Source organism: Streptococcus sp. 449_SSPC (genome assembly GCF_001073005.1).
In the GTDB taxonomy this organism is placed as follows: domain Bacteria; phylum Bacillota; class Bacilli; order Lactobacillales; family Streptococcaceae; genus Streptococcus; species Streptococcus salivarius_F.
The window spans coordinates 42,798-68,395 of sequence record NZ_JVGR01000021.1 but is presented as its reverse complement, the minus strand read 5'-3'; the positions used below and the strand labels follow the sequence as shown (position 1 = coordinate 68,395).

At 40.9% G+C, this 25,598-nt stretch carries 25 protein-coding genes and 1 pseudogene; 2 read left to right on the top strand and 24 right to left on the bottom strand.

Features of this window, described 5'->3' with window-relative positions:
• Positions 1 to 286: 286 nt before the first annotated feature.
• The 22 genes and pseudogenes from ADH51_RS03845 to cdaA form a co-directional block, all read right to left on the bottom strand.
• Positions 287 to 676 carry a hypothetical protein gene (locus ADH51_RS03845; protein WP_048674515.1) on the bottom strand — a complete coding sequence of 130 codons (390 nt, stop codon included), beginning with the start codon at positions 674 to 676 and terminating at the stop codon, positions 287 to 289.
• Positions 657 to 1,580 (bottom strand): phosphodiester glycosidase family protein, encoded by a 924-nt coding sequence (locus ADH51_RS03840; RefSeq protein WP_048674512.1) that lies wholly within the window; start codon positions 1,578 to 1,580, stop codon positions 657 to 659. The genes ADH51_RS03845 and ADH51_RS03840 overlap by 20 nt, the downstream gene beginning before the upstream one ends.
• Positions 1,581 to 1,741: 161 nt before the next feature.
• Positions 1,742 to 2,476 (bottom strand): PHP domain-containing protein, encoded by a 735-nt coding sequence (locus tag ADH51_RS03835; protein ID WP_037604449.1) that lies wholly within the window; start codon positions 2,474 to 2,476, stop codon positions 1,742 to 1,744.
• Between the two features lie 8 nt (positions 2,477 to 2,484).
• Positions 2,485 to 3,129, bottom strand: a complete 645-nt coding sequence (locus ADH51_RS03830) for a TIGR01906 family membrane protein (RefSeq protein ID WP_048674509.1) — start codon at positions 3,127 to 3,129, stop codon at positions 2,485 to 2,487.
• Complete coding sequence (locus ADH51_RS03825; RefSeq protein ID WP_021145568.1) at positions 3,119 to 3,892, bottom strand: TIGR01457 family HAD-type hydrolase; 774 nt, start codon at positions 3,890 to 3,892, stop codon at positions 3,119 to 3,121. Before ADH51_RS03825 ends, ADH51_RS03830 begins: the two co-directional genes overlap by 11 nt.
• A gap of 1 nt (position 3,893) precedes the next feature.
• Positions 3,894 to 4,637: an acyl-ACP thioesterase domain-containing protein gene (locus ADH51_RS03820; RefSeq protein ID WP_048674507.1), complete on the bottom strand. Its 744-nt coding sequence runs from the start codon at positions 4,635 to 4,637 to the stop codon at positions 3,894 to 3,896.
• A complete protein-coding gene (hemW, locus tag ADH51_RS03815; RefSeq protein WP_048674504.1) occupies positions 4,638 to 5,774 on the bottom strand; it encodes a radical SAM family heme chaperone HemW in 1,137 nt (378 codons plus the stop codon).
• A gap of 94 nt (positions 5,775 to 5,868) precedes the next feature.
• Positions 5,869 to 6,609, bottom strand: a complete 741-nt coding sequence (locus tag ADH51_RS03810; protein WP_048674501.1) for a hypothetical protein — start codon at positions 6,607 to 6,609, stop codon at positions 5,869 to 5,871.
• 208 nt (positions 6,610 to 6,817) lie between these two features.
• A complete protein-coding gene (locus tag ADH51_RS03805) occupies positions 6,818 to 7,759 on the bottom strand; it encodes a hypothetical protein (protein WP_414717665.1) in 942 nt (313 codons plus the stop codon).
• The gene (locus ADH51_RS10315) at positions 7,760 to 7,933 is read right to left on the bottom strand and encodes a hypothetical protein (RefSeq protein ID WP_414717664.1); all 174 of its coding nucleotides are present in this window, start codon (positions 7,931 to 7,933) and stop codon (positions 7,760 to 7,762) included.
• Between the two features lie 64 nt (positions 7,934 to 7,997).
• The gene (gene rfbB / locus ADH51_RS03800) at positions 7,998 to 9,044 is read right to left on the bottom strand and encodes a dTDP-glucose 4,6-dehydratase (RefSeq protein ID WP_002884100.1); all 1,047 of its coding nucleotides are present in this window, start codon (positions 9,042 to 9,044) and stop codon (positions 7,998 to 8,000) included.
• Positions 9,045 to 9,251: 207 nt separating this feature from the next.
• The gene (locus tag ADH51_RS03795) at positions 9,252 to 9,845 is read right to left on the bottom strand and encodes a dTDP-4-dehydrorhamnose 3,5-epimerase family protein (RefSeq protein ID WP_048674498.1); all 594 of its coding nucleotides are present in this window, start codon (positions 9,843 to 9,845) and stop codon (positions 9,252 to 9,254) included.
• Positions 9,845 to 10,714 (bottom strand): glucose-1-phosphate thymidylyltransferase RfbA, encoded by an 870-nt coding sequence (gene rfbA, locus ADH51_RS03790; protein WP_002883992.1) that lies wholly within the window; start codon positions 10,712 to 10,714, stop codon positions 9,845 to 9,847. The genes ADH51_RS03795 and rfbA overlap by 1 nt, the downstream gene beginning before the upstream one ends.
• A 212-nt stretch (positions 10,715 to 10,926) precedes the next feature.
• Positions 10,927 to 12,273, bottom strand: a complete 1,347-nt coding sequence (locus ADH51_RS03785; protein WP_048674493.1) for an acyl-CoA thioester hydrolase/BAAT C-terminal domain-containing protein — start codon at positions 12,271 to 12,273, stop codon at positions 10,927 to 10,929.
• Positions 12,274 to 12,460: 187 nt separating this feature from the next.
• Positions 12,461 to 13,549: pseudogene (locus ADH51_RS03780) on the bottom strand (NAD(P)/FAD-dependent oxidoreductase).
• Between the two features lie 64 nt (positions 13,550 to 13,613).
• The gene (locus ADH51_RS03775) at positions 13,614 to 14,441 is read right to left on the bottom strand and encodes a ZIP family metal transporter (protein ID WP_002884046.1); all 828 of its coding nucleotides are present in this window, start codon (positions 14,439 to 14,441) and stop codon (positions 13,614 to 13,616) included.
• Between the two features lie 12 nt (positions 14,442 to 14,453).
• Entirely contained in the window at positions 14,454 to 15,242 is a 789-nt protein-coding gene (locus ADH51_RS03770) for a Nif3-like dinuclear metal center hexameric protein (RefSeq protein WP_048674490.1), read from the bottom strand.
• Positions 15,232 to 15,918: a tRNA (adenine(22)-N(1))-methyltransferase gene (locus ADH51_RS03765; RefSeq protein ID WP_048674487.1), complete on the bottom strand. Its 687-nt coding sequence runs from the start codon at positions 15,916 to 15,918 to the stop codon at positions 15,232 to 15,234. Before ADH51_RS03765 ends, ADH51_RS03770 begins: the two co-directional genes overlap by 11 nt.
• A gap of 98 nt (positions 15,919 to 16,016) precedes the next feature.
• Positions 16,017 to 16,457, bottom strand: a complete 441-nt coding sequence (locus tag ADH51_RS03760; RefSeq protein WP_013990768.1) for a GtrA family protein — start codon at positions 16,455 to 16,457, stop codon at positions 16,017 to 16,019.
• A gap of 2 nt (positions 16,458 to 16,459) precedes the next feature.
• Positions 16,460 to 17,812, bottom strand: coding sequence for a phosphoglucosamine mutase (glmM, locus tag ADH51_RS03755; RefSeq protein ID WP_048674485.1), 1,353 nt, complete (start codon positions 17,810 to 17,812; stop codon positions 16,460 to 16,462).
• 220 nt (positions 17,813 to 18,032) lie between these two features.
• Complete coding sequence (locus ADH51_RS03750; protein WP_037600530.1) at positions 18,033 to 18,998, bottom strand: CdaR family protein; 966 nt, start codon at positions 18,996 to 18,998, stop codon at positions 18,033 to 18,035.
• Positions 18,995 to 19,846, bottom strand: a complete 852-nt coding sequence (gene cdaA / locus ADH51_RS03745; protein ID WP_037600527.1) for a diadenylate cyclase CdaA — start codon at positions 19,844 to 19,846, stop codon at positions 18,995 to 18,997. The genes ADH51_RS03750 and cdaA overlap by 4 nt, the downstream gene beginning before the upstream one ends.
• A 101-nt stretch (positions 19,847 to 19,947) precedes the next feature.
• Here cdaA and murT point away from each other — a divergent pair, with 101 nt between their 5' ends.
• Both murT and gatD read left to right on the top strand, forming a co-directional pair.
• Positions 19,948 to 21,291, top strand: coding sequence for a lipid II isoglutaminyl synthase subunit MurT (gene murT, locus ADH51_RS03740; protein WP_048674482.1), 1,344 nt, complete (start codon positions 19,948 to 19,950; stop codon positions 21,289 to 21,291).
• On the top strand, positions 21,291 to 22,079 hold the full coding sequence (gatD, locus tag ADH51_RS03735) for a lipid II isoglutaminyl synthase subunit GatD (RefSeq protein WP_048674479.1): 789 nt from the start codon (positions 21,291 to 21,293) through the stop codon (positions 22,077 to 22,079). The genes murT and gatD overlap by 1 nt, the downstream gene beginning before the upstream one ends.
• 54 nt (positions 22,080 to 22,133) lie before the next feature.
• Here gatD and mprF read toward each other — a convergent pair whose 3' ends face one another.
• On the bottom strand, positions 22,134 to 24,689 hold the full coding sequence (gene mprF / locus ADH51_RS03730) for a bifunctional lysylphosphatidylglycerol flippase/synthetase MprF (RefSeq protein ID WP_048674477.1): 2,556 nt from the start codon (positions 24,687 to 24,689) through the stop codon (positions 22,134 to 22,136).
• Complete coding sequence (locus tag ADH51_RS03725) at positions 24,686 to 25,405, bottom strand: alpha/beta fold hydrolase (RefSeq protein ID WP_004182706.1); 720 nt, start codon at positions 25,403 to 25,405, stop codon at positions 24,686 to 24,688. Before ADH51_RS03725 ends, mprF begins: the two co-directional genes overlap by 4 nt.
• Between the last annotated feature and the right edge of the window lie 193 nt (positions 25,406 to 25,598).

Genomic DNA, 25,598 nt, shown 5'->3' with positions numbered 1-25,598 from the left:
AAGTTGACTCGGTGTATTTTTCAAACTAAGTGGATACCTAACGAGACTTTTTACTGTGGTAAAAACTCCTGAAAACACCACTTTTTCAAGCTTTCTTATCGCTAGGAAAAGTCTCATGTTATCTATACTCCTGTCACAAAAAATCTTGCTCAGTTATTTTTATGAAAATCGCTTTAGTCTATTCCCTGATTTAAAATAATTTCTTCATATTATGATTTGTATATTTATCCTAAATAAATTTTCAAAGCAAGACAAAAAGCCTGAAGCAAAACTCCAAGCTCTTATTTTAAGCCAATTTTCTAGGTCTGATAAATCCTGTCATAATACTCAAACAAAGCAGCCCTGCAGCAACATACCAATAAGGCATATCCACGCTAATCGTACGACCTGAAACCTCAACGATTCCCTTAACCAAGCAGGCACTAGCAACAACTGCAATAAACGAATTAAAGAGAAGTTTTGAAAGACGTGTTTTCACCCAAGACATTCCCACTCCTGTTAGCAGATAGATAAGTGCTCCAGCCAATGGTGCAAAAAACATCATACGCATAAACATGGACGATTCCCCATAAGAAAAACGTTCATAGACAAAGGTGAATAGAAGGCTGAAAATAGTTAAAGCAATGTAAGTGAAAAAGTGCTTGCTGGCTGATTTTTTAGTAACCGATGTAAACAATATCGCTCACCGCCCTTTCTGAAATTTTGTTTCCGTTTGTGGTTGGCTTATTAATGACTTGACCATTGAAGTACATAGTAGATGAGCCACCACCGTCAAGGTTATAGGCTGTCGTCACACCATATGATTTCATCAACTCTGCCATTTCATAGAGGGTCAATCCTGACGATTCACTGGTACGACCATCAGAGACAATGACAATATAGTGCACACTGCCATCACTCTCTTCGATGACTCCGATAGCTGTACGTGGATTGTCAGCCATAGCTTGACCAACCTCTTCATTTTCCGATACAGCTACCTTACCATTTTCAACTAAAGTTGGACCAAAGGCGAAGGTGTTCACCACACCTGAATCGACCAATTTTTGAGCTGTTGTATCACTCTCCTTAAAGGCCTTGAAGCTACCATCTGAGTATACCGCAAGGTCCTCGTAGTCACTGTTTCGATCAGTATCACGATAGACTTGACCATTTTTAATCACATAGCCCGACTGGTTAGCTCCATAATAGTCACCATTGATGGCAAAGATTGCATTGTTTTGCTGGGCAATACTTGAAGTAGTGTCGGTGATGTTGGTCCCATAGGTATTTTGTGCCAAAGCCGTTTTAAGGTAGTCTGCACTTGAAAGCTGGATATCGGCCACATAGTAAGTGGTATCACTGGTTTTACCTGTTGTGATTTTGATATCCATATTGTCATCTTTATAAGTCGTATCCGTCTTAGTCACCTTACCAGTGCTGGTAGATGCCGTCGACGACGCTGTGGTTGAGCTAGTCGTATTGGCCGAAACTGTTGAGACCGCTGAGGGAATGACAAAGACCTTTAAGAGAGAGTAAACATTTGCCCCCATCAAAAAAAGGGTAAAGAGTAAGGCATAGGCATGCCTTTTGAGAAATTTCATAGAAGACCTCCAATTTTGAAAGATAAGATTGAAACCATAAGTTCCTTTTGCTTGAAATTAGCATAACAAGCAAAGCTTAAAATCTTCTATAATTCCCATAACCACGCTTTTTCTTTAAGTTTTCCTTAAGAAAAAGACAGCTTCAGTTGAAGCTGTCTTCGCTATATAATCATATCTTCTGTAATGCCGAATTCTCTCAAGATCTCCTGAATCTTGTCAAAGTTCAGACGGAAATGCTCTAATTTATGACCATCAGACCCAATAGAATACTTGCGACATCCCAAATCCTTAACAAGGCCTAGGGCATAACGGTAGAGGTCTTCGTGATGATAGAGATACATACTCTTTGCATTCAGCTCAAAAGCCAAATCATTAGCAATCATTTTCTGGAAAATACGTTTGAGCTGTTCTTCATAAGCTTTTAGCTCATCAACAGTCACGTCAAACAGGCGAAAACCATAGTCAAAGTGGGCCAAAACATCTGCGTCCACACGACCAATAGCGTACTCCAACTTGTCCAGATATTCTTGAATAATGCTTGCCTTATCCATATCAGCTACCTCATCATCAAGATAATCATTGACCCCATTATGGTGAACAGATAAAAGTTTGAGATCATAGTCCTTACCATCCAGAAAGTCTAAAATATCCCTCTCCCTAGGCTGGTAATAACCAATCTCGATACCACGTTTTATACGATTGCCATACTTACGGTTAAGACTTTCAATCTCACGACTATAGGCCTCGTACTCGGGCACATCATCCTGTTTGGTATAAGGATTAGAGAGATCATAATGCTCAGTCGTTACAATCTCCCCATCAAAATGCGTCAAATAGTCAGTAAAGTTCGCATCCGAATCATAAGAATGATGGGTATGCAAATGGTTATCACGAATAGACATAACTACTCCTTATTTTTCAAATACATTTTAAGCTGCTTACGGGCCAACCAGGTCAGACTCACCATGATTCCCTCATAGACAAGAAAGAAAATGACAAAACACTGAAGGAAATACTCTTCTGGCAAAACGTTGATAATCGGGTCCAACATGGGATTAAAGAGCCAACTGCTATCCCCAGGAAAGAGTGCTTCATGAAAGAGCGTAAAAAACTCATCAAATCCGAGAAAAAGCCCCACAACCCCAATAAGGACCGGCAAGAGTGCTAGACTCATATAAAGTTTAACGTAAAGACCAAAGGTCCCTTTCTTCACATTTCGCCAAAGAAAAGTCAGAGCTGGATAGGCCAGTAGGATAACAAGCCCCTGTACCAAATGAAAGAGCCACTTCACATCATGAAAATGCTTAAGCCCACTCTCCGACGATGGAAAATCAGGCATGGACAGATGACCAACCCAAGGAAAGGTCAGGTACTGCATGAGGATATTGAAATTATGCCAGAGCTCTGTCTTGCCAAGAATGACATAGTCCAAAAGATGCATCCAATCAATATCAAAATAATAAAAGCCCCATGCCAGATAAATCGTCACTAGGATAGACAGGGCCAAGAGCCAAATCGGAGTCAGAACAGCCTCAATTTTAGTTCGCATCAAAATCCCACTCCGCTAAACTAGAAAGCACATGGTCTGGTTTTACTGGTAAATTCGCAACCTCTTCTGCCTTGGTAAATCCAGTTGTCACTAGAAGGGTTGGAAAGTCATTTTTAATGCCAGCTGTAATATCAGTCAAGTAATTGTCACCAACCACAATCGTTTGGCTACGTTCTGTCCCAAGGATTTCAAGAGCCTTGTTCATGATAATAGCTTTAGGCTTACCAATAATGATTGGTTTCACACGGGTAGCCGCCTCGATAAGAGCTAAGAGGGAACCAGCACCTGGAAGAAGACCACGTTCAGTTGGGATATTCAAATCTGGGTTAGTTCCAATAAATATAGCCCCTTTGTGGATAGCAAGCGTTGCTTTAACCAACATTTCATAAGTGACTTCACGGTCCAAGCCCACCACAACATAGGCAGGATTTTCCTCATCTACCGTATATCCCGCTTCCGCAATGGCAGATTTAAGCCCAGTCTCACCGATAACATAAACTGTCTTGCCACGATTCATATCGTTCATGTAATCAACTGTCGCCAAAGTAGCTGTGTAAATGGTCTCAAGGGGCGTTTCCAACTCACACTGATTACGCAAAAGCTCTTGTACCATCTCTGGTGTACGCATACTGTTATTAGTCACAAAAAGATAGGGAATCTGACGCTTCTGCAACTCCTTAACGAAGGCTTCTCCCTCAGGGATACGATCCTTCCCCTTGTAAATAGTCCCATCTAAATCAATCAAATAACCTTTATATGTCATCTTACTCGTCTCCTATTTCTTTCCATTGGATAATGGCCTGAGCATGAATATTGCCATCAACACAAATCTGATGTTGACTGCTCAAACTTTCTTGGTCAAACTCATAGCCTGAATAAATCTCTGACCCATGATGAATTTCCTTAACATACTTGAGGTCAATATGGGCTGGTGTGTACTTGGTCAAAAAATCCAAATCGAAAACATCCAACATCCACTCCAAGTACTTGCTATTATTAACGTGGCCATTCATATCTAGGTCAAAATAACGCACACGATAAAGCGTCTCAATTGGATTTTCCAAAGCCTTATAGCGAGGCCCTCTAAGCAACTTTTTAGTCTTATCAGCCCCATAAGGTGCTACCACCTCATCTGGCACTTCTAATACCTTACGCGTTTCATAATCCATGAGAGCAAAAGTAGTCTTAAAGAGCATAATTTGCTGACCAGTTTCATCTGTGATGTAAAAATTACGGTAACAGAAAATCTTATTATAGGAAATAGCTTCCGTTGTAATGGTCACCTTTTCATTGTAGCGAGGCAGACGGTCAATCTCAATCGCATAGTCTGTCACAATCCAAACCAGACCGTATTTATCAAAAACGTCCTTATCCGTATTTCCCAGAGATTCTGACTGCATACCAGATACTTGCAATGAAAAAGCCAATAAGTGCGGTAATTTTACCTGATGCGTGATATCCGTCTCATAAAACGGAATTTGATAAGGAATACTAAATTTTAATCCCATCTAATCCTCCAAGATAAATTGCTCAGCGACACTATCACCCAGGAAGAGTCCTCGTTTAGTCATACGAACCACCTCTGGATCCTTGACCAAGAGCCCATCTTCCTGTAGTTTTTTTACAATGTCCCCATAAGTATCCGCGAATGACAAGCCAAACTTCTCTTCAAAACGTTTAATAGACACACCCGACTTTTTACGCAAACCAAGGAAGAACTCCTCCTCCATCATCTCCGCCTTAGTCAGATGTTCTTCGTGAAGTCTAGCATAGCCATCCTCAGCTATAGCCTTTAGGTAATGCTGGATAGGGCCTCTATTGCGATAACGAACACCATTGACATAACCAGAGGCTCCAGCACCCACACCATAATACTCATCATTATTCCAATACATGAGATTGTGACGACTCTCCATCCCAGGTTTGGTAAAGTTTGAAATCTCGTAGTGCTCAAAACCATTGTTTTCCAACTCTTGGATAATATAGTCAAACATCTCTGCCTCCAAGTCCTCAGTTGGCAGATTGAGCTTACCCCGACGCATCTTATTCATAAAGACCGTGTGATGTTCCAATATCAAACTATAGAGACTTAGGTGTGGAATATCCAGTTCCAGTGCCTTTCTCACATTTTCCTTGACCTGATCCATGGTTTGACCAGGTAGTGCATAAATGAGGTCAATAGAAATATTATGAAAACCAGCAGCCTTTAAGCTATCAATACTTTCATAAATCTGTGCTTGATTGTGACTGCGACCAATTTGACGCAAGTGCTTGTCATCAAAGGTCTGAACCCCTAAAGATACGCGATTAACAGCTGATTTTTTGAGCACCTCAATCTTATCAACCGTCAAATCCCCAGGATTGGCCTCAATGGTAAACTCCTCCAACTTAGACAAATCCAAGTTTTTCTGAAGATTGCTTAAAAGGTAGTCCAATTGCTCCGCAGAAATAGCTGTCGGTGTCCCACCACCAATATAAAGGGTGCGTAGCTCCTTGATATCTAAAAGCTCCCACTCACGAATCAAAGCCCGTAGGTAGTCATCAACGGGCTGATTTTTAATGAAGACCTTGGAAAAGTCACAATAATAACAAATTTGTGTGCAAAATGGAATGTGCACATAGGCTGACGTTGGTTTTGTTTGCATGTAACTATTCTACCATTTTTTAAGCAGAAATGAGACCTCGAATGATAAGAGTTTGAGCCAAAAAGAAGCCATCTCTCCAGATAGCTTCTTTACTTTATTTTGTTAATGAGAATGGGAAAGCATTATAGTTGCTATAATCAAAGGTTGGTCCCAAGTCAGAGATGAATTGAACTGGCGTGTAAGTTCCATTTTCAAGAATAAAGCCAGGCTTAGCTTGGAAACCAGCTCCCCCTAGTCCTGTAATACCAGGAAGCAAGGTAGAAAAATCGCCACCCTCCCAAACATAGAGATTTCCAGAAATTTGAACAGCTTTTGCAGTTGTAGAGCTTTGACGATAGGGTTCGTAATCGACATTGAAATTTGCCTTTGAAGTGATGTTGCCATCAGCATCAACTGTAAAACTAATGTCTGTTGCTTGAGGACTAGTACCTGTCCAAGTTCCAACCAAAGCTGCTGGGACAGGAGCATCACTTTGAGTATCAGCTGTTGCTTGACTAGACTTGTTTGACTCAGAAGCAGCACTACCACTTGTTCCTACTTGACCATCAGTTCCTTCTGTAGCTTGATTTTTTGAAGAGCTAGCTTCAGGAGCACTCGCTTCTTCTTGACCTTGAGAATCCTTTGAAGCTGAAGCTTCTGTCTTACCCTTTTTAACAGACTTTTTCTCAGAAGTTTTTGTTTTAGCAGAGGACTTCACTACTTTAGAAGTTGACGTTGTAGATGATGTTGCAGTGTCTTTTTCTGACTTAGAGCCACATCCGACAAGTGCTGTAGAAACAACTACAGACAACAAAACAAGTGAACAAACACGAATAACTTTTCTTTTCATTTTCATAAACCTCTTTTCTATATTTCTATTATATCTATTTTGTTACAAAATTCAAGTATTTTATGTAATTTTTGTAACAATTATGTAATTAATTGTATCGCTGTCATAAGTTAATGTCGTATTTACAAGTAAAAAAAGCCCATCACTCCTAGAGGAATGATAGGCTTCTGCATCTTATTTAGGTACTTCTTACCTTCTAGAGGTATCCTAATTACTATTTGTCTTCTCTTTCAATATAACCCCATATGGAGGGAAGGTTGGAACTATCCTCCAAGACAATAATGCGCTTGCCACCATCTACAACGACATAATAGTATGACTTTCTCGCATTGTGGTAGATGTCATTAACACTCTTAGCCTGATAACCATATGACTTAAGAGACTTCTGTATTTTAGCAAACTCTTTTTGCACCTTATCATTATCTACGCTGCCTGATTGATCCGCCAGATATTCTTTTAAAGGCTTAGCAATTAAGATATCTAAAGGCTTAACATTTAAGATATCTATATCATCAGAATCTGTAGTCATAACACCATTTTCAGAGATAGTCAATTCTCCTTCTGATTCATCTTCATCATCATATGTCTTCCATTTTCCAACAAAAACTTTTGCAACCTCTGCCTTATGAAAAAGACATTTCTTTTTTAAATCTTTGGTTCTTCTTGATCCGTAGTAGAGATCTGATAAGGTTAAATCTAGAACTAAGTTTGTCCCATCCTTCTGAATCAGATTATAGTAGCCAATCCATTCCCATTTCGTCTTAACCAGTATGATCTCTTTGGTCTGTAATTGATATTTCTTGTCAAAATCAGCAATCGTTTTTAGTTTTGAATTACTGACATCTTCTAAACGTGCTTCAAACTCCTGTCTAACTTTATTACCAATAGAGATTTCTTTGATTTCTTCTTCCCTATAGCCTGCAACAAGTTTTGACTTTTTCCCACTTAACTCATAAACCAAACCAACATTATCATTAGTTACCCACAAACCTCCCAAGTTTGTTCCTTTGGAAGAAAACAAAAAGAGGCCAAGACTTGTTGCTACAACAAGAAATAAAGCAATCCCAAGACCAATAAAAGTCTTCTTGCCAAACTTTTTCTTCTTAACAAAGACCATTTGTTGTGAATAAGCTGGGTTGACCATTTGACCAGTCATTTAATTTGGTAAAGGTCCGACTCCTGCAGTCACGGAATTTCCATTGTTGGAAAAAGTAGCTTGTTTTCCTTCTATAACAAATTCACCATTTAGAAGGGCCTGCTGACACTCCTGAATAGTGGGCTTACGATTATTAATCGCTTCAAAATATTCAATCCATTCTTTTCTATTCATCATCTCTCCTAACAGTTCTTAACAGAAAAATCTATCACTAGCTTGGAAGTGATAGATTTTCCAATTATTTAAGCACTTCTTGTGTCTTAGCGTAGTTAGCTTCAACAGCTTCTTTTTCGGCTTTCCACCAGTCTTGGTGATCTGTGTACCACTTGATTGTTTCTTCCAAACCTGATTCAAAGTTTGTAAATTGTGGTTCCCAACCAAGTTCTTCACGCAATTTTGTTGAGTCAATAGCGTAACGCAAATCATGACCAGCACGGTCTGTTACACGATCGTAAGCATCTTTTGGTTGACCCATTTTTTCAAGGATGAGTTCAAGAACTTCCTTGTTATTCTTTTCACCATCAGCACCAATCAAGTAAGTTTCACCGATACGGCCTTTAGTGAGGATAGCCCAAACACCAGTTGAGTGGTCGTTAGTGTGAATCCAGTCACGGACATTTTTACCTTCTCCATAAAGTTTTGGTTTAATTCCTGACAAGATGTTGGTGATTTGACGTGGGATGAATTTTTCGATGTGTTGGTATGGTCCATAGTTGTTTGAGCAGTTTGAAATAGTTGCCTTAACACCAAATGAACGCACCCATGCTTTAACGATAAGGTCTGAAGCAGCCTTAGTTGATGAATAAGGTGACGATGGGTTGTATTTTGTTTCTGCTGTGAATTTTTCACCAGGACCTTCACCGTGTCCAGGAAGATCTTCGCGCAATGGAAGGTCACCATACACTTCGTCTGTTGATACGTGGTGGAAACGAATATCGTATTTACGAGCAGCTTCCAAGAGTGTGTAAGTACCAATGAAGTTTGTGTGGATAAATGGTGATGGGTCGTTCAATGAATTATCATTGTGGCTTTCAGCCGCATAGTGAACGATAGCATCAGCCTTAGCAGCCAATTTATCAACCAATTCAGCATCAGCAATATCACCAACAACCAATTCAACACGGTCACCAAGGATTTCTTCAATGTTAGCACGGTTACCAGCGTAAGTGAGTTTGTCAAGGACAGTCACATGTACGTCTGGATGATTGTTGTAGACATAGTGTACGAAGTTTGAACCGATGAAACCTGCGCCACCAGTTACGATGATATTTTTATATTCAGTCATTTTTTCTCCAAAAAATATTGTTTTTTTCTTAATCGTTCCTTTGGCTAGTGAGGGACGCCAGCAACCCTTTGGTTTCATGGCTAAATCCGGAGCCGAAGTCTCCGGATTTCCCTACAAGATTCCCATAAGGGAATCTTGTTATCACTAGGGCAGGAACGATCCTACCAGGCTCCTTGCAGTCGCAAAAATACTGTGCAAGGTTTATTCTTAAAAATCTTCTGCTCTTAGTGGTTTAACGTCTTTGAGCAATGGGTGGTTTTTATCTGCTTCTGAGACTTCTGCTTCTTCCAAGTTTTCCCACTTGATATCAAGGCTTGGGTCAGCATAGTTGACAAAGGCGTATTTAGGTTTAAGCTCAAGTGCCCAGTAGTCGTTCACAAGATAGCTGTATGCGACCTTATCAGACAAAACTTGGAAACCATTGGCAACACCACGAGGAACAAAGATTCCTTTTGAGGCATCAATGACTGTTTGGTAAGTATTCCCAAACGTTTCGCCTTCACGAAGGTCAACCCATGTTCCAAGAACCTTTCCTTCATCTGCTACTGAGATGTATTTATCCCAAGGCTCAGCGTGCAAACCACGTAAAACATTTTTACGTGAGAAAGAAACGTTGTTTTGCAATTTTCCTTCTGCAAAGAATGATTCTGGAAAACCAAGCGGCAACATTTTTTCCTTTTGGAAGTTTTCCTTGAACCATCCACGGTTATCTCCATGTACTGGAATATCAAATTCAAGTAAACCTGGGATGGCTTCAATCTTACGTGCAGCTAATTCTTTACCAAAAAATTGTTCAGTCATTATGCTTCTCCAATCAAACGGAGCAAATATTGCCCGTATTCATTCTTCTTAAGTGGTTGTGCCAATTCGAGGACCTGCTCTTTAGTAATGTAGCCCATGCGATAGGCAATTTCCTCAAGGTTAGCCACTTGAACATTTTGCAAACGTTGAACTGTTTCAATGTACTGAGCAGCTTGCAAGAGACTTTCGTGAGTGCCTGTATCCAACCAAGCAAAGCCACGTCCCATAAGTTCAACAGAGAGGTCACCACGTTCTAAGTAAGCCTTGTTAACATCCGTGATTTCAAGTTCGCCACGAGGACTTGGCTTGATATTTTTGGCAATTTCCACAACATCATTGTCATAGAAATAAAGACCAGTTACAGCAAAGTTTGATTTTGGATGCTCAGGTTTTTCCTCGATTGAGATGGCATTCATATTGTCGTCAAATTCAACAACACCAAAACGTTCTGGATCCTTAACTTGATAACCAAAGACTGTAGCTCCTTTTTCCTTAGCTTCGGCACGTTGAAGCATGGCAGAAAGACCATTGCCATGGAAAATATTGTCCCCAAGAACAAGGGCAACACTATCATCACCAATGAAGTCTTCACCAATGATAAAGGCTTGAGCCAATCCATCTGGACTTGGTTGTACTGCGTAAGAAAGGGAAATACCGAACTCAGAACCATCACCAAGGAGCTCTTCAAAACGTGGAAGGTCCTGTGGTGTTGAGATGATGAGGATTTCCTTAATACCAGCCAACATAAGCGTTGATAGTGGGTAATAAATCATTGGTTTATCGTAAATCGGCATCAGTTGTTTTGATGCAGCACGAGTCAATGGATACAAACGCGTCCCTGAACCGCCTGCAAGAATAATACCTTTCATAAGAAGGCTCCTTTTTTCTCTAATATATTACCTATATTTTAGCATTTTTCAGCCCTCTTGTCACGGTAAACCCTATGTTCTTAAGCTTTCATTAAGAAAATCACAAGTGTCCATTTTCTTAATCCAATCAAAAAGGATTTCGATTGAAACCCTTTTAGATTGAAGATAACCTCTTGTAGCACTTTCCTTAGAAAGCGTAATCATCATCTTCTTCAGTGCCTTTGTGCACTCATCCAGTCAAAGATACTGTTATAGGTTTGCCCATTGACACTAGCTCGAGAGCCACCGCCATAGGTTGGGTCAGTGGCTACCATACCACTATAACCATCCCAATTTTTCGTATTTTCAGGATGCTGAACGCCAATCACCTGGTCATGGAAGAAATAAATCCAAGCCCAATGCCCATCATACTCTGTACCAGGAAGATCAGTCCCGGTAGCTGTTTCAAAGTATGAAAACCATTTGTTAGAAGCTCCAGAGGTAATCAAACTCTTGTATAGAGGCAAGACACTATTTTCTGGTTGAACTGTTGCGTCTGCTTTCGTGTGAATCAACCACATAGGCTGGTCCTTCAGTTTATCAATCCCAGATTGGTCAACAGTTAAGGGAGCAGCAATTGGAATGAGAGCTGCAAAATAATCTGGATAGGTTGCTCCCATGGTCAAGACCATACCACCACCATTGGAAACCCCTGCAAGATAAATTCGTCCCTTATCTACCTCTGGGTGATTAGCTAGGTATGTATCAATGGTCTCTTTGAGTTGTGCTGCATTATCCGACCCCCAAGGTGTCTGCGTTTGAACAGCAAGCACATTGACCCCACGCGCCTGATCACCGGTTGTTAAGAAATGGCCTTGAATATCAGGCTGGGTAAGCGCATAGACGTCATTTGAAAGAAGAGGAATATTCATATCTGTCCCTCTTTCACCAATGCCGTGTAGCCAGACTATCAAAGGTTTGGTGCTATTTCCTGTACCGGTTTGGGCACTATAAGCCGCATACTGCATGTTACCTACCTGCCCTCGCTCATCGAAAACCTCCGTTGTTGGCATCAAACGATTATTGATGGCATCTTGCTCAGAAGACACCATTTGCGACTGACTACTACCTTCTGCCACTACTGACAAATCTTTCATTGATACCATATAACTTTCCAGCCATTGGTTAGTCCAAGTAGAAAGGTTAAAATACATAGGTTCAGCATTTCCACCCATGTTGTAGCGATTATAAGAAGGTAGGCTCAATTCAAGCGTCACGTACTTGCTGTTATCATAATAGACCACATGCCCCTGATCGTCGGACACATAAGAATTCGTCACCTGACGACTAACTCCTGCTGTTGTAACCTGGGTTGAGCTGTGGACAACCTCTGGTGTGACCTTCTGATTAAATTCAAAAATGACTTTGGTTACAGCAGGACCAAACTCATAACTCTCTAGGACAATTCTTGTCTTTGTCACAGCCAAGTCTTCTGCTGCCCCTGCTTTGACAGACAAGCCTAAACTTATGGCTAACAAGGAAACAAAGACTGTCACATATACTTTAACTTTTTGGAACATAGTCCCTCCCCATTTTTTATTAGTATTCACCTACAATTGATGAACAGTTACTATTTTATCATTTTCTAATCAAATAAGAAATAGATGTAAACAACTCTAATAAAAAAAGAATCAGCCAACATCCCTCAATAGCGAGAAATAGCCAGCTGATTCTTGAGTCTAAATATCTAGAAGAACTTTAATACTATTAGTCTTTTTTCTTAATGTACTGAGCCACTGGATAGTCCGCACTATCCAAGCTACCAGGTCGGTTCATGGCCAAATCAACCAGATTCTTTCCAATCAGTGGCCCTGTCGTAAGTCCTGAAGAGCCTAAACCTGAGGCGACAAAGACACCCTCAAGCTCTGGAACTTCTCCAAAGAAAGGTGAGAAATCACTCGTGTAGGCTCTAGTTCCCACACGTTCTGAGAAGGACTTGGCAGTACTTAAGTCAGGGAAATAGGTCTTAGCCTCTTCCTCCAGACTTGCAAGTACAGTCTCATCAACTGTCAAATCAAAGCCTTAGTCATTTTCATGGCTGGCCCCTACCGAAATCTTTCCACCAGCAAAAGGAATGACATCCAATTCGCCCTCTGGCATCAGAACAGGTAATCTACCAGTATCCATGCCCTCAAAGAAATAGTCACGCAATTGCCCCTTTTGGGGGCGAACGTCTACTTCAAAACCAAGGGGTTCAAGCGTTTGACCTAGCCAGGCACCACAAGCAAGAATGACCTTATCGAAAGTTTGCCCATTAATCTCGTAAGTGGCATTGTCAAGAGGAGAAAGTGTGACTAGACCCTCTACCTTTTCAAAACCTGAGGCCTCAATCAAAGTCGCTGTCAATTCTGCTCCCTCCACTCTGGCACCTCCAGAAGCATAGAGATAACGGTCAAATCCAGTAAATTCAGGGAGGTCGGCAGCATTTTTTATAGAGAGTTCACCAATAATGGGTGATTCTTCTAGCCTAGTTTCTGCATGCTGATACAAACCGTCCAACTTACTATCGTCTTTCTTGAGAAGGGCTACACCAGACTGATCATAGAAGCTCGTGTCATAACCATCATTTTCAAGATTTGAAACTAAATCTTGGTAAAAATCGGCTCCCAAACGTGCCATACGATACCAGGCCTTATTACGACGCTTGGAAAACCAGGGGCTGATAATCCCTGCTGCTGCCTTGGTTGCTTGCCCTAGACCATGATCAAATACTGTAACCTCTACGTCTTTTTCTTTTGATAAGTAGTAGGCAGCCGTTGAACCGACGATACCTGCACCAACAATTGCAATTTTCATTTTTTACTCCATCTATTTTAAAAGAGCTGAGTCCTATATCAATAGGCACAGCTCTTTAGTATTTTTAACCTAAGGCCACGTCCATAACCATCATGACGACAAAGCCAACCATGAGCCCCAAGGTTGCGACGTCAGTATTACCATTGGTTTGTGATTCAGGAATCAATTCCTCCGTTACCACAAAGATCATGGCACCTGCCGCAAAAGCCAAAGCATAAGGAATAATCACCATCATCCACAAGACTAGAGCAGCTCCCATAACAGCTCCTATAGGCTCCACGATAGCTGACATCGAGCCCCAATAAAAGGCCTTGATACGAGATTTTCCATCTGCTCGAATAGGAATAGAGAGGGCTGCACCTTCAGGGACATTCTGCAAACCAATACCTATAGCTAGACCAATAGCTCCCATAAGACCAGCAAGTGTCATATTCCCACCAGCTAGGGCACCAAAGGTAACACCAACTGCTAATCCCTCTGGAAAATTATGAATCGTGATAGCCAAAAAGAGCAGGGCAGTCTTGGACAACTTTTTCTTACGAGGTTGAATCCCTTCTGCTTTTGAGATATCATTTCCCAAATGCAAATGAGGAACAACGGCATCAATCAAACGAAGGGCCACACCACCAAGCAAGAAGCCAGCTGCCGCAGGGAACCAGGACCATTTCCCATAGCCATTTTGAGTCGCATAAGTTAAAGAGGGATCCAAAAGTGACCAAAAAGAGGCCGCAATCATGACACCAGCCGCAAAGCCCATCATAATATCTAACAATTTACGACTAATATTCTTGAAGAAGAAAACAATGGCCGATCCGATAATGGTACAGCCCCAAGTAAAAAGACCAGCAAGCAAGGCCAAAAAGACCACATTTTGATGTAAAAGCCCAGTCACAGACACATCCTCCTACAAATGGTCAAAAGGATTAGTTGAGGACTGACTCTCAAGTATGGTCACATTCCAATCATGCTCACGTTTCCAAGTCTCAAGTTTCTCAGCGATCTTTGAGATAAAGAGGGCTTCAATATGGTGCCCAGGGTCAATAGCCAAGAGACCATTAGTAATCATTTCTTGTCCTGTATGGTAGTATACATCACCAGTGATAAAGACTTGTGCGCCCTTTTTCAAAGCATCCTTGTAAAATCCTTGACCGCTACCCCCACAAATAGCCACACGGCTAACAAGAGGATTATCATGGTCATAACGAACCAATCGAACACTGTCCAAGCCAAAAACTGCTTTTACTTTAAGAGCAAGTTCTTCAATGGTCTGTGGCACGATATCACCCACTCGACCAATTCCATGATTTTCAGAAGTCTGCGTTAAATATGTGGTGTGTTTAATGTCAAGTAAGTCACAGAACCAATCATTAAGGCCATCATTAACGACATCAATATTAGTATGACTCACATAGACTGCAATATCATGCTTAACCAGGTCGAGCAAAATATCTCGGTCAGGCGAAGACACCAAATCCTTAACTGGACGGAAAATTGGAGCATGTTTAGCAATGATGAGGTCCACACCTTTTTCAATAGCTTCAACTACTGTATTTTCACGAACATCCAAGGTAACCATGACCTTCTGAATCTCCTTGTCCAGACTACCAATCTGCAAGCCAACCACATCACCCTCCATGGAAAGCTCCTGTGGACAAAATTCCTCATAAGTCTTGATAAGTTCACTAGCTAACATGGTTCAAAACCTCCTTAATGGTTTGAATTTTATCTTCAATAGCTGCACGGTCAGCCTGATTGGCAAGAGGAATGGATCCTAAGGCAATCTCAAGTTTATTGATTTCACGTTGCCATTTGAGCTGGAAAACCTGAGATTGTTCTTTCATGAGATGAGGACCAAAACGCACTTCCTTGTCCGAAAGGCTCATGTGTCCAGCTTCTGCCACCATGATTTCGTAGTATTTGCCATTTTCAGTCATGATAGACTCTGCAATAATCTCAAAACCATTTTCCATCAACCAGATACGGAGATCATCTTCACGATTATTTGGTTGTAAAATCAGACGGTTTACGCCCTTAAGTTTGTCCTTTCCAGCATCAAGGATATCCGCAATAAGACGTCCCCCCATGCCACAGATTGTGATGGTTGTGACAGCATCAGAAGGTTCGAAGGCAGCCAAGCCATTAGCCAAGCGCACCTCGATTTTATCTTGGAAACCAGAAGCTGAGACATTTGCAAGAGCAGACTCATAAGGGCCTTTTACCACTTCTCCAGCAATAGCTGAAGTAATCAGGCCTTTTTCAAGTAAATAAATCGGAAGATAGGCATGATCACTGCCTACATCCAAGAGTTTTGCACCTTTGGGAACATAGGTTGCTACGTCCTTGAGGCGTTGAGATAATTGTACGTACATATTTCATCTTTCTATTTTTTTAAGTCTATTTAATTATATCAAAAAAGGAAGTTGGTAAGAAATGGTTTTAACACATTTCCTAACAACTTCCTTTTTGCTTATACTTTCTCGCCTGTAAAGACGAAGAATTTAGAAATAATATAGTTCAATACAATGATAAGGACCTGAGAGAAGAGGCTCTCGATACCGTTTACCCAAGCATGACTATGACCAACAAATTGACCAATAATTTCTGGATAGGTATCGACTAAGAAATAGGCCAGTGCCAAATCCAAGACCAAGGTCAATAGGCGAGCACCCACGAACTTAACAAAGCGCGTAACCATACCTGTCTTTTCCTGATTAAAGACAAACATGTCATTTGTAAAAAAGGCAAAGATAATGGCAATCGCATTCGCTAAGACTGCTGAAAGTGTTCCTTGTTGGGTAAACTGGAAAATCAAAGTACGACTGACCATATAGACCAAAGTTGCCAAGACACCAAAGAAAAGGTACTTGAAAACTTCGGTGGCCATGAAGGCTCTGAGCTTAGCTATCATACTTAGTCCAATCCAATTTCTGCACGAACAACATCAGCAATCGTATCAACGTAGTAGTTCACTTCATCATCTGTTGGGGCTTCTGCCATAACACGAAGAAGAGGTTCAGTACCACTTGGACGAACCAAGATACGTCCATTTCCAGCCATCTCAGCTTCCATTTTTTCAATGATAGCGGCAATTGCAGGAACTTCCATAGCCTTATCTTTCATGCTATTTTCCACACGGATATTAACCAATTTTTGTGGATAGATGGTCACTTCTGAAGCCAATTCAGACAAGCTCTTACCTGTTTCAACCATGACTTTAGTCAATTGAATAGCTGTCAATTGACCATCACCAGTTGTGTTGTAATCCATGATAATAACGTGTCCAGACTGTTCACCACCAAGGTTGTAGCCGTTTTTACGCATTTCTTCGACAACATAACGGTCACCAACAGCAGTCACTGCCTTGTTAATGCCTTCACGGTCAAGTGCCTTGTGGAAACCAAGGTTTGACATAACCGTTGTTACAATAGTATTTTTAGCCAACTCGCATTTTTGAGACAAATGTTTACCAATGATATACATCACCTTATCACCATCAACAATATCGCCATTTTCATCAACAGCGATGAGACGGTCACTGTCACCATCAAAGGCAAGACCAATAGCTGAGCCAGTTTCTTTAACCAAGGCTTGCAACTGCTCTGGGTGTGTCGAACCAACACCAGCATTGATGTTAAGGCCATCAGGTTGGTCACCAATAACAGAGATTTCTGCGTTCAAGTCAAGGAAAATGTTACGTGCAGATACCGCAGCTGCTCCATTAGCCGCATCCAAGGAAACTTTTATGCCACCGAGGTCAACACCTGTAGCCACCAAGAATTTTTCGTATTTACGAAGACCCTCTGGATAATCCACAAGTGTTCCAAGTCCTTCAGCCGAAGGGCGTGGAAGCGTATCTTCTGCAGCATCGAGAAGGGCTTCAATTTCCGCTTCACGCGCATCATCCAATTTAAAACCATCGCCACCAAAGAACTTGATACCATTATCAAGAGCTGGATTATGGCTGGCTGAAATCATAACACCAGCACTTGCATTTTCCGTACGGACCAAGTATGAGACGCCAGGTGTCGCAAGCACTCCAAGTTTGTAGACTTCAATACCCACTGAGAGCAAACCTGCTACTAAGGCAGATTCCAACATCTCACCAGAGATACGTGTATCACGTGCCACAAAAACTTTAGGACGGCCAGTCTCATGTTGGCTAAGCACATAACCACCAAAACGACCTAATTTAAAGGCCAATTCAGGCGTAAGCTCAACGTTTGCTTCTCCACGAACACCGTCTGTTCCAAAATATTTACCCATAATTTTAATATTAGTGCTTAAGCACTAAATCCTCCTTAAACTGTGATGCTGTTTAGCAAGAGTCAATCTAGTGAAATCTATCTAGACAATCTAACTTTATAAAATTTCGCCAATATTTTCAACCCTTGATTTTAAACATTTTTAATTGGTTACATTTTTATGAGATTAGTCCCTCTCAATCCCATCCATTATACATGAATTTAGGAAAAATGTAACTCCCCTATTTTTGCGTGACTTTTAAGTTAACCTTAACAGTGCCAGGCTGAACCGTAACACCTTCTGCCTTAAGGTCTATTGTTTTTGATGTGTCCTTAGTCACTTGGCTAATGTCCACAGGAACTGTGATGCTATCAATCTTATCCATAGCTTCTTGACTACCAACAATAGTCACATGCCCACGATTAAAGCTATAGCTGATACTAGACACATTGCTAGCCTTATCTCCAGTCAGTTCGACCTTAACAGGAACAGATTTGCTCAATTTTCGCAAACTAATCTTGGCATGCACCTTAGCTGGTGAGATTGAACTTGCTAGGACTGTTCCATTTGTCGAAACTGCTTGAAGGACCAAGTTCCCATCATAATCTTCAGACAGGTTGGAATCGCCTTCCAATACTGCTTGAACATGATCAATCTGGTTAATGATATCTTCACTCGAAGTTACCTCTACCTTGGTTGCATCCAGGCTAACTTTTTTAACTTCATAGCCATTTGCTAACTTATCTGATGTGATATTAGCTACGACGTCAAAGGTCTTGCTGGCTTTTTTACCAATAGTCGCCGTCAAGGTTGATGGCGATACTTGCGCAGACATTCCAGCTGGAAGATCCTTAACCTGAATAGGTACTCGACTGGTTCCTTGACCCAGATTCGACAAATCAGCAACTAATTTAAAGTGACGCGTATCACTACTTGTCTCAGTCGTTAAAGCCAGCTGTGTTGTCGCTGTCAAATAGACTTCGGCATCATAGGAATAACCACTGATAAAGTACTTATCACTATCATATTTAATATCCACAGGAACCGATTCAACGGTTTGTGTAAAGGTATTAGATGCACTTGAGCTATTGTTTTTATTTTGCGTATTTCCCGACCATGCCGTGAAAAAGAGTACCACAGCAAAGAAGAGAGCAACTAGCATCTGCCATAAACGATCGTCTTTAAAGAAATTTACGAAACGCTTCATTTTTTGCTACCTCCCATCCAACGTTGGAAGAATGACTGACGTGGTTCTTGTTCTTTCAACAAGATAAGACTCAACTCTTGTTCAAATTCTTGAACAGAGAGATCATGGATGAAATTTCCCTTGTACGCAATTGAAATCGCACCAGTTTCCTCAGACACAACAAAGGTCAGTGCATCTGTCTGTTCTGAAAGACCAATGGCAGCCCTATGTCTAGTCCCAAACTCTTTGGAAATCTTATTAGATTCCGTCAATGGCAGATAAGAACAAGCCGTCGCAACCTTGTTATCTCTGATGATAACTGCCCCATCATGAAGCGGTGTATTTGGGATGAATATATTAATTAAAAGTTCCCCAGTCACCACCGCATCAAGTGGAATTCCAGTCGCAATCTGCTCTTGTAAGGTCTGAGTCTGTTCAATAGAAACCAGCGCCCCAATCTTACGAGGACTCATGTACTTAACAGCTTTAACGTAGGCTTGAACCAACTTCTCGTCTGAGCTAACCTCTTTATTTTGCAAAAAATGCTGAGGTGTCCGTCCAAAGGTTTCAAGTGCAGAACGAAGCTCTGGCGCAAAGATTACAACCGCCGCAATGGCCCCATAGTTGATAACCTGATTCATCAAATAAGAAATCGTCGTGAAGCCTATAAAATCAGAAATCAGTTTGACTAAAATAAATAAGACAACCCCTTGAACAAGGGTCATAATTTTTGTCCCTCGTAGGGCCCTAATAAAGCGATAAATTAAAAAAGCAACAATCAATATGTCCAAACTATTGACGATAACTTTCAGCGGACTATCAAAGAGTGACCGCCAAAAATCAATATCAATGGACGAAAGTATTCCCATACATATCACACTTTCTTTTAATTTTTAAACAGTTTCTATTATACCACGAATTCTAACTATTTTGAGACTACAATCACTACTTTTTGTGATAAAATAAATTCATGACTATGAAAACTACCATGGGAATTCTGGCGGGTAAAGCTAGCCATTTCGTCCTTTCAAAATTGGGACGTGGCTCAACCCTGCCTGGAAAAATCGCCCTTAAATTTGACAAAGATATTTTAGACACTTTAGCCAAGGATTACGAGATTGTCGTTGTCACTGGAACCAATGGTAAGACTCTGACAACAGCTTTAACAGTAGGAATTCTTAAAGAAGCTTTTGGTGAGATTGTGACCAACCCTAGTGGAGCCAACATGATCACAGGAATCACTTCTACTTTCCTAACAGCTAAAAAAGCCAAGTCTGGTAAGAAAATCGCTGTCTTGGAAATTGACGAGGCTAGCCTTCCAAAAATCACTGAATACATCACTCCAAGTCTTTTTGTCTTCACAAATATTTTCCGTGACCAAATGGACCGCTATGGTGAAATCTATACCACTTATCAGATGATTTTAGATGGTGCTGCTAAGGCACCTGAGGCCACTATTTTGGCCAATGGGGACAGTCCTCTCTTTAATTCTAAAGAAGTGGTCAATCCTGTACGCTTCTATGGTTTTGACACTGAAAAACACGCTCCAGAGCTGGCACATTATAATACCGAAGGAATTGTCTGCCCTAAATCTGAGAGCATTCTTCAGTATCGCCTCAATACTTATGCTAATTTGGGTGACTATGTATGCCTCAACTGTGACTTTCACCGTCCAGAATTAGACTATAAGCTAACAGAGTTGACTAAAATCACTAACACTACTTCTGAATTTGTCATTGATGGACAAGATTACAAGATTAATGTCGGTGGTCTTTATAACATCTACAATGCCCTTGCTGCAGTCTCTGTCGCTGAATTCTTCGGAGTGGCTCCAGAGCAAATCAAAGCTGGTTTTGATAAGAGTCGTGCTGTCTTTGGTCGCCAAGAAACCTTTAAGATTGGTGACAAATCATGTACTCTCGTACTAATTAAGAATCCAGTAGGAGCCAGCCAAGCTCTCGATATGATTAAACTTGCAGATTATCCGTTTAGCTTGTCAGTCCTTCTTAACGCCAATTATGCTGATGGTATTGATACTAGCTGGATTTGGGATGCCAACTTTGAAAGCATTATCGAGATGGATATCCCTGAGATTAACGCTGGTGGTGTTCGCCATTCTGAAATTGCCCGCCGTCTTCGTGTAACCGGCTATCCAGAAGAAAAGATTACGCAAGCAGAAAAACTTGAAGATATTATGGCCTTGATTGAAAAACAAGATTGCGATCATGCCTATATCTTAGCGACCTACACTGCCATGCTTGAATTCCGTGATATTCTTGCTCAACGTCATGCTGTCGGAAAGGAGATGAACTAATGACTTATACTTCACTCAAATCTCCAGAAAATCGTGACTACACCTATGACCTAAATGTTGCCCACCTTTATGGTAATCTACTCAATACCTACGGTGACAACGGAAATGTTCTTATGATCAAATACGTGGGTGAAAAACTTGGTGCTAAGATGACCTTCGACATCGTTTCAGTTGGTGATGACTTCGACAAGGACCACTACGACATGGTCTTCTTTGGAGGTGGTCAAGACTACGAACAATCCATCGTTGCTAAAGACCTCCCAACTAAGCGTGAGGCCATTGGTCAATTCATCCAAGATAACAAAGTAGTTCTTGCCATCTGTGGTGGTTTCCAACTTCTTGGTCAATATTACATCCAGGCTAATGGTGTCCGCATTGATGGTATCGGTGTTATGGGCCACTACACCCTCAATCAAGAAAATAATCGTTATATTGGTGACATCAAGATCCATAACGAAGAGTTCGATGAAACTTACTATGGCTTTGAGAATCACCAAGGGCGTACCTTCCTCTCTGATGATGAAAAACCACTTGGAAAAGTGGTCTACGGTAATGGTAATAACAAGGAAGACGGTTCTGAGGGTGTCCACTATAAAAATGTTTATGGTAGCTACTTCCATGGACCAATTCTTTCTCGTAACGCCAACCTGGCCTACCGTTTGGTCACTACTGCCCTTCGTAACAAATATGGCCAAGACATTAAATTGCCAAGTTACAATGATATTCTTTCAAGCGAAGTCGCTGAAGAATACGCAGATACTAAATCAAAAGCAGAATTTGAAAAATAATTCTATGACATAGCAAAATAGCGAAATCCTTAGGGTTTCGCTATTTTTTCATATCTATTTCCAAAGTCGTCTTTTCTTCAATCTGTCTTCAATTTTTCGATTATCAATCCTTAGAATGGCAATCATATCAAACAAGAGCCAAGTTCGTTTAGGATAAACAATGTATTTGGGAGACCAAATTGGAGAGAACTTCTCCTTATAACGTTGGAGCCCACTAAAAGAGTAAAAACGCTGCGCAAAGACATAGACCAAATTGGCAACCTTCTCTTCCAAAAAACTATCTTCTTCAGTACCCACATTCGCGAGTGGAGCCATTCCCATATCAAAATACTGCTTTCCTTCTGCTTGGAAGTACTGGAAGAGTTTCACAAAGAGGTAATCCATGATACCTTCGGGTGCCTTTTCAAAGTCATAACGCATAAGGTCAATCGTCGCCACCCGTTTGTTTTTGGTTGGCATGATGTTGGCAAAGGCTACAATTTCTCCCTCCTCACTCTCAACAATAGCAATCGGTGCTTGCTGCAAATAGGCTACATCAAAGAAACCAAGAGAGAAGCCCTTCTCCTTACGACCGTTAAGCCAAATATCTGAGACAGCCTTCATTTCTTGCATCTGAGTCTCTGAAAATGGAGGATCAAGTAACCTAAACTGGAAACCTGCTTTTTCAACACGATTGGTTGGCTTACGGAACTTCTTACCATGTTTACCATCAACAGAAAATGACGTCAAATCAACCATGGCATTTTCCCCAAATTTCATAAAATCAAAGCCATAATCATGAAGCATCAGGGTAATACTCTCATCTGCCTCATAAAACAAGGCTTGTAAATTCCAATCCGATAAGGTCTTCAAGAAAGATTCCCAAGCTACTCGGTAATAGTTTTCATTACCTATCGGATTTCCCATAACCACACACTTGTTACTGGTTTGTGCAAATTGGAAAACTACCTGGTCTTGTCCATCGACACGATACCAAAAGAGGCGTTTATCATGTAAATAAGCCAGGGCACTTTCTGATGCACCTCCATATTTCTCAAGGAGAGCTGTGAAGCGCTCATCATCCATGCTTTGACCAAAAGGCCTGCGGGGTGCCAAAATTCTCAAGACTCCCCAAACAATAGTTGCAATGATAACTGATGCCAGTAAAATATCAAACCAAATATGAACAAAATGTCCAAGAACATCCCGATTCTTAGGTGGCAATAAATGAGACCAAAAACCGCTGCCACCCAAAACGAGGAGAACCAGAATCGTAAAGGCTAGGAAAAGGAAATCCTTGGTTTTGTCTTCCCAACTATAAACAAAGTAACGATGATACAACCTCTTTCTGATGATCAACATAAGCACCAAAGAGAGTAAAATTAGGAAAGACATGGCCCATGAAATACCATTGAGATTGACATAAATTAAGGCCAAGACAAAGGTTATCAAGGAGGCAACAAAAGCACCCTTAACCCGACGTCTAATGAGACGAGCCATGAAAATGAATAGGGTACCAAATAGGATACTTGGGAATTGCCAAATCAACTGCTCCTGAATAGGATCAAAACGGCTAATAAAGTAGACATTAGCCAAGCGTTCAGGGATTAGGGCAGACAAAATCAAGAAAATCCCTAAAAAACGTAGCAAATAGACGAGAAAACGGTGGAGACTTCCACCAAATACTCGTGAAGAAAGTTTGAAGTATTTCTCGTTGATACGTCCTCCCATGTGTTTGAAAAAGAAGACAACACCAAGCATGAAGGGAATAACGTAGTAGGTTAAACGAAAGAGCAAGAGCAGACTAACCGCAAGAGCATTGCTAACCCCCATAGAGGTCAGACCGGTAATCACAATCAAATCGAAACTACCAATACCACCCGGAATCATAGAGAAGATACCAATAATAACCGCTAGGAAATAAAGTGGAACCAGATTATAAAGTGGAACATGTAAGCCCATTAAATAAGCCACACTGACAAAGCTCCCTAGGGCCGTTCCCCATTCAGCTGTCGAAGCTAAAAGAAGACTTAGCCTCGTTTTCAACGGTACTTGACCAAAATAAGTTAACTTTTCACGACTAGAAACAAAGAAAATAAAAGGCAGATAAAGGAAAATACCCAATAAGAGTAACCAATATTTTCTTAAGTCTGGACTTAGAGGGAAGAACCAAAAGACAGCGAATACCAAACCACTTAAAAGGGATAGACCCGACATAAAATAAGGCAATAAACGAGAAAGTGCCTTAACACCTGTCTTTTCCTGCCCATCCTCAGAATAAAAGGAATATCGCAGACCCACATCGACCAAACCAGCAAAACCAGCCAAGTTATTAATGGTATTGACAGCCCAACTTGTTTCTAAGATATAGGATTTGGAATAATCCGTTTCTAGCTCCTTATTCAGTATGATGTCATAAAAGAGCATGGGGGAGACAGCGACTAGTCCGATGACAGCCATCAAAACAAGATGCCAAATAGACAAACCGGACAGAGCTGACTCCAGTGACTCTAAAGTGATGGTCCGTTTTAGACGAACCAATTCTATGACGACAAGAACCGTAATCGAGATAAAGAAGATGGATTTAACGGCCGCTTTTAAAGGTTGAAGTCTCTCTAAAAGACGCTTCATGCCACCACCTCTTTTCGACTAATTCTCACAAGTTCACGAATCATTTGATTAAAGACCTTATATTTACGTTGAGCTAGACGATGTCCTTCTCGACGTTGGACATAGAGCTTATGAATAGGAAAGAGTTCTGAAATCTCTCTAGAATGCCTAATACTGATAACATCCCTTTGCCCCATAACTACCCAAACAGGATAGGCAGCCTGATGTAGACGTTTCCTATCTAATGGCAAGTCATGAAGCATCAGACCCGTTACCTGAGCCATGATATCCATTTTAGATGAAAATGGTGACAAGGCTTTTAAGCAAAGATATTGTATATAGACCGCGAATCTTGAGCGTCTCGTCAACCCATTAAAGGTCATATTCCCCGCATTAAGCAAGAGCCCTGCAATCCGGTCAGGATAACGACTAGCATAAACCATAGCCAAATTAGCACCGTCACTATGACCGACAAATAAGGCCTTCTTGATATTCAAATATTGCAAAATTTCCTCCAAATCGGCAGCCATCTGTTCAAAGGTCATCTTAACACTCTGACGACTGGACCTGCCGTGATTACGACTATCAATGAAAATTAAACGATAGTCTCGATACAGAATTCCTTGCTTACCAAAGTAATTTCCTGACAAATTATTGCCATGCAAAAAAACAATTGGAAAGCCTTTACCGAGATCACGATAATAGATGATTTGACCATCTTTCACTTTGAATTCCATAATATTACCTACCTTTTCACTAACGCATTCTTATACGATAATTAGTCTTATAAGGCATTTGGGATAATGAATTGGACTTATCTCATTCCAAAATCATCTAACCCTCTTCACTCCATTATAACACTTCCACTAGGCAAGAGTCAGAATATTTGTGCATTTTCTGCAAAAAGAAAAAGCCTTTTCAGGCTTCTCC

Bases quoted from the DNA above. Each gene is read 5' to 3' on its own strand.
- ADH51_RS03840 (WP_048674512.1), bottom strand. From the start codon at position 1,580: ATGAAATTTCTCAAAAGGCATGCCTATGCCTTACTCTTTACCCTTTTT.
- ADH51_RS03830 (WP_048674509.1), bottom strand. From the start codon at position 3,129: ATGCGAACTAAAATTGAGGCTGTTCTGACTCCGATTTGGCTCTTGGCC.
- ADH51_RS03825 (WP_021145568.1), bottom strand. From the start codon at position 3,892: ATGACATATAAAGGTTATTTGATTGATTTAGATGGGACTATTTACAAG.
- ADH51_RS03820 (WP_048674507.1), bottom strand. From the start codon at position 4,637: ATGGGATTAAAATTTAGTATTCCTTATCAAATTCCGTTTTATGAGACG.
- hemW (WP_048674504.1), bottom strand. From the start codon at position 5,774: ATGCAAACAAAACCAACGTCAGCCTATGTGCACATTCCATTTTGCACA.
- ADH51_RS03810 (WP_048674501.1), bottom strand. From the start codon at position 6,609: ATGAAAATGAAAAGAAAAGTTATTCGTGTTTGTTCACTTGTTTTGTTG.
- ADH51_RS03805 (WP_414717665.1), bottom strand. From the start codon at position 7,759: ATGACTGGTCAAATGGTCAACCCAGCTTATTCACAACAAATGGTCTTT.
- ADH51_RS10315 (WP_414717664.1), bottom strand. From the start codon at position 7,933: ATGAATAGAAAAGAATGGATTGAATATTTTGAAGCGATTAATAATCGT.
- rfbB (WP_002884100.1), bottom strand. From the start codon at position 9,044: ATGACTGAATATAAAAATATCATCGTAACTGGTGGCGCAGGTTTCATC.
- ADH51_RS03795 (WP_048674498.1), bottom strand. From the start codon at position 9,845: ATGACTGAACAATTTTTTGGTAAAGAATTAGCTGCACGTAAGATTGAA.
- rfbA (WP_002883992.1), bottom strand. From the start codon at position 10,714: ATGAAAGGTATTATTCTTGCAGGCGGTTCAGGGACGCGTTTGTATCCA.
- ADH51_RS03785 (WP_048674493.1), bottom strand. From the start codon at position 12,273: ATGTTCCAAAAAGTTAAAGTATATGTGACAGTCTTTGTTTCCTTGTTA.
- ADH51_RS03770 (WP_048674490.1), bottom strand. From the start codon at position 15,242: ATGTTAGCTAGTGAACTTATCAAGACTTATGAGGAATTTTGTCCACAG.
- ADH51_RS03765 (WP_048674487.1), bottom strand. From the start codon at position 15,918: ATGTACGTACAATTATCTCAACGCCTCAAGGACGTAGCAACCTATGTT.
- ADH51_RS03760 (WP_013990768.1), bottom strand. From the start codon at position 16,457: ATGATAGCTAAGCTCAGAGCCTTCATGGCCACCGAAGTTTTCAAGTAC.
- glmM (WP_048674485.1), bottom strand. From the start codon at position 17,812: ATGGGTAAATATTTTGGAACAGACGGTGTTCGTGGAGAAGCAAACGTT.
- ADH51_RS03750 (WP_037600530.1), bottom strand. From the start codon at position 18,998: ATGAAGCGTTTCGTAAATTTCTTTAAAGACGATCGTTTATGGCAGATG.
- cdaA (WP_037600527.1), bottom strand. From the start codon at position 19,846: ATGGGAATACTTTCGTCCATTGATATTGATTTTTGGCGGTCACTCTTT.
- murT (WP_048674482.1), top strand. From the start codon at position 19,948: ATGACTATGAAAACTACCATGGGAATTCTGGCGGGTAAAGCTAGCCAT.
- gatD (WP_048674479.1), top strand. From the start codon at position 21,291: ATGACTTATACTTCACTCAAATCTCCAGAAAATCGTGACTACACCTAT.
- mprF (WP_048674477.1), bottom strand. From the start codon at position 24,689: ATGAAGCGTCTTTTAGAGAGACTTCAACCTTTAAAAGCGGCCGTTAAA.
- ADH51_RS03725 (WP_004182706.1), bottom strand. From the start codon at position 25,405: ATGGAATTCAAAGTGAAAGATGGTCAAATCATCTATTATCGTGATCTC.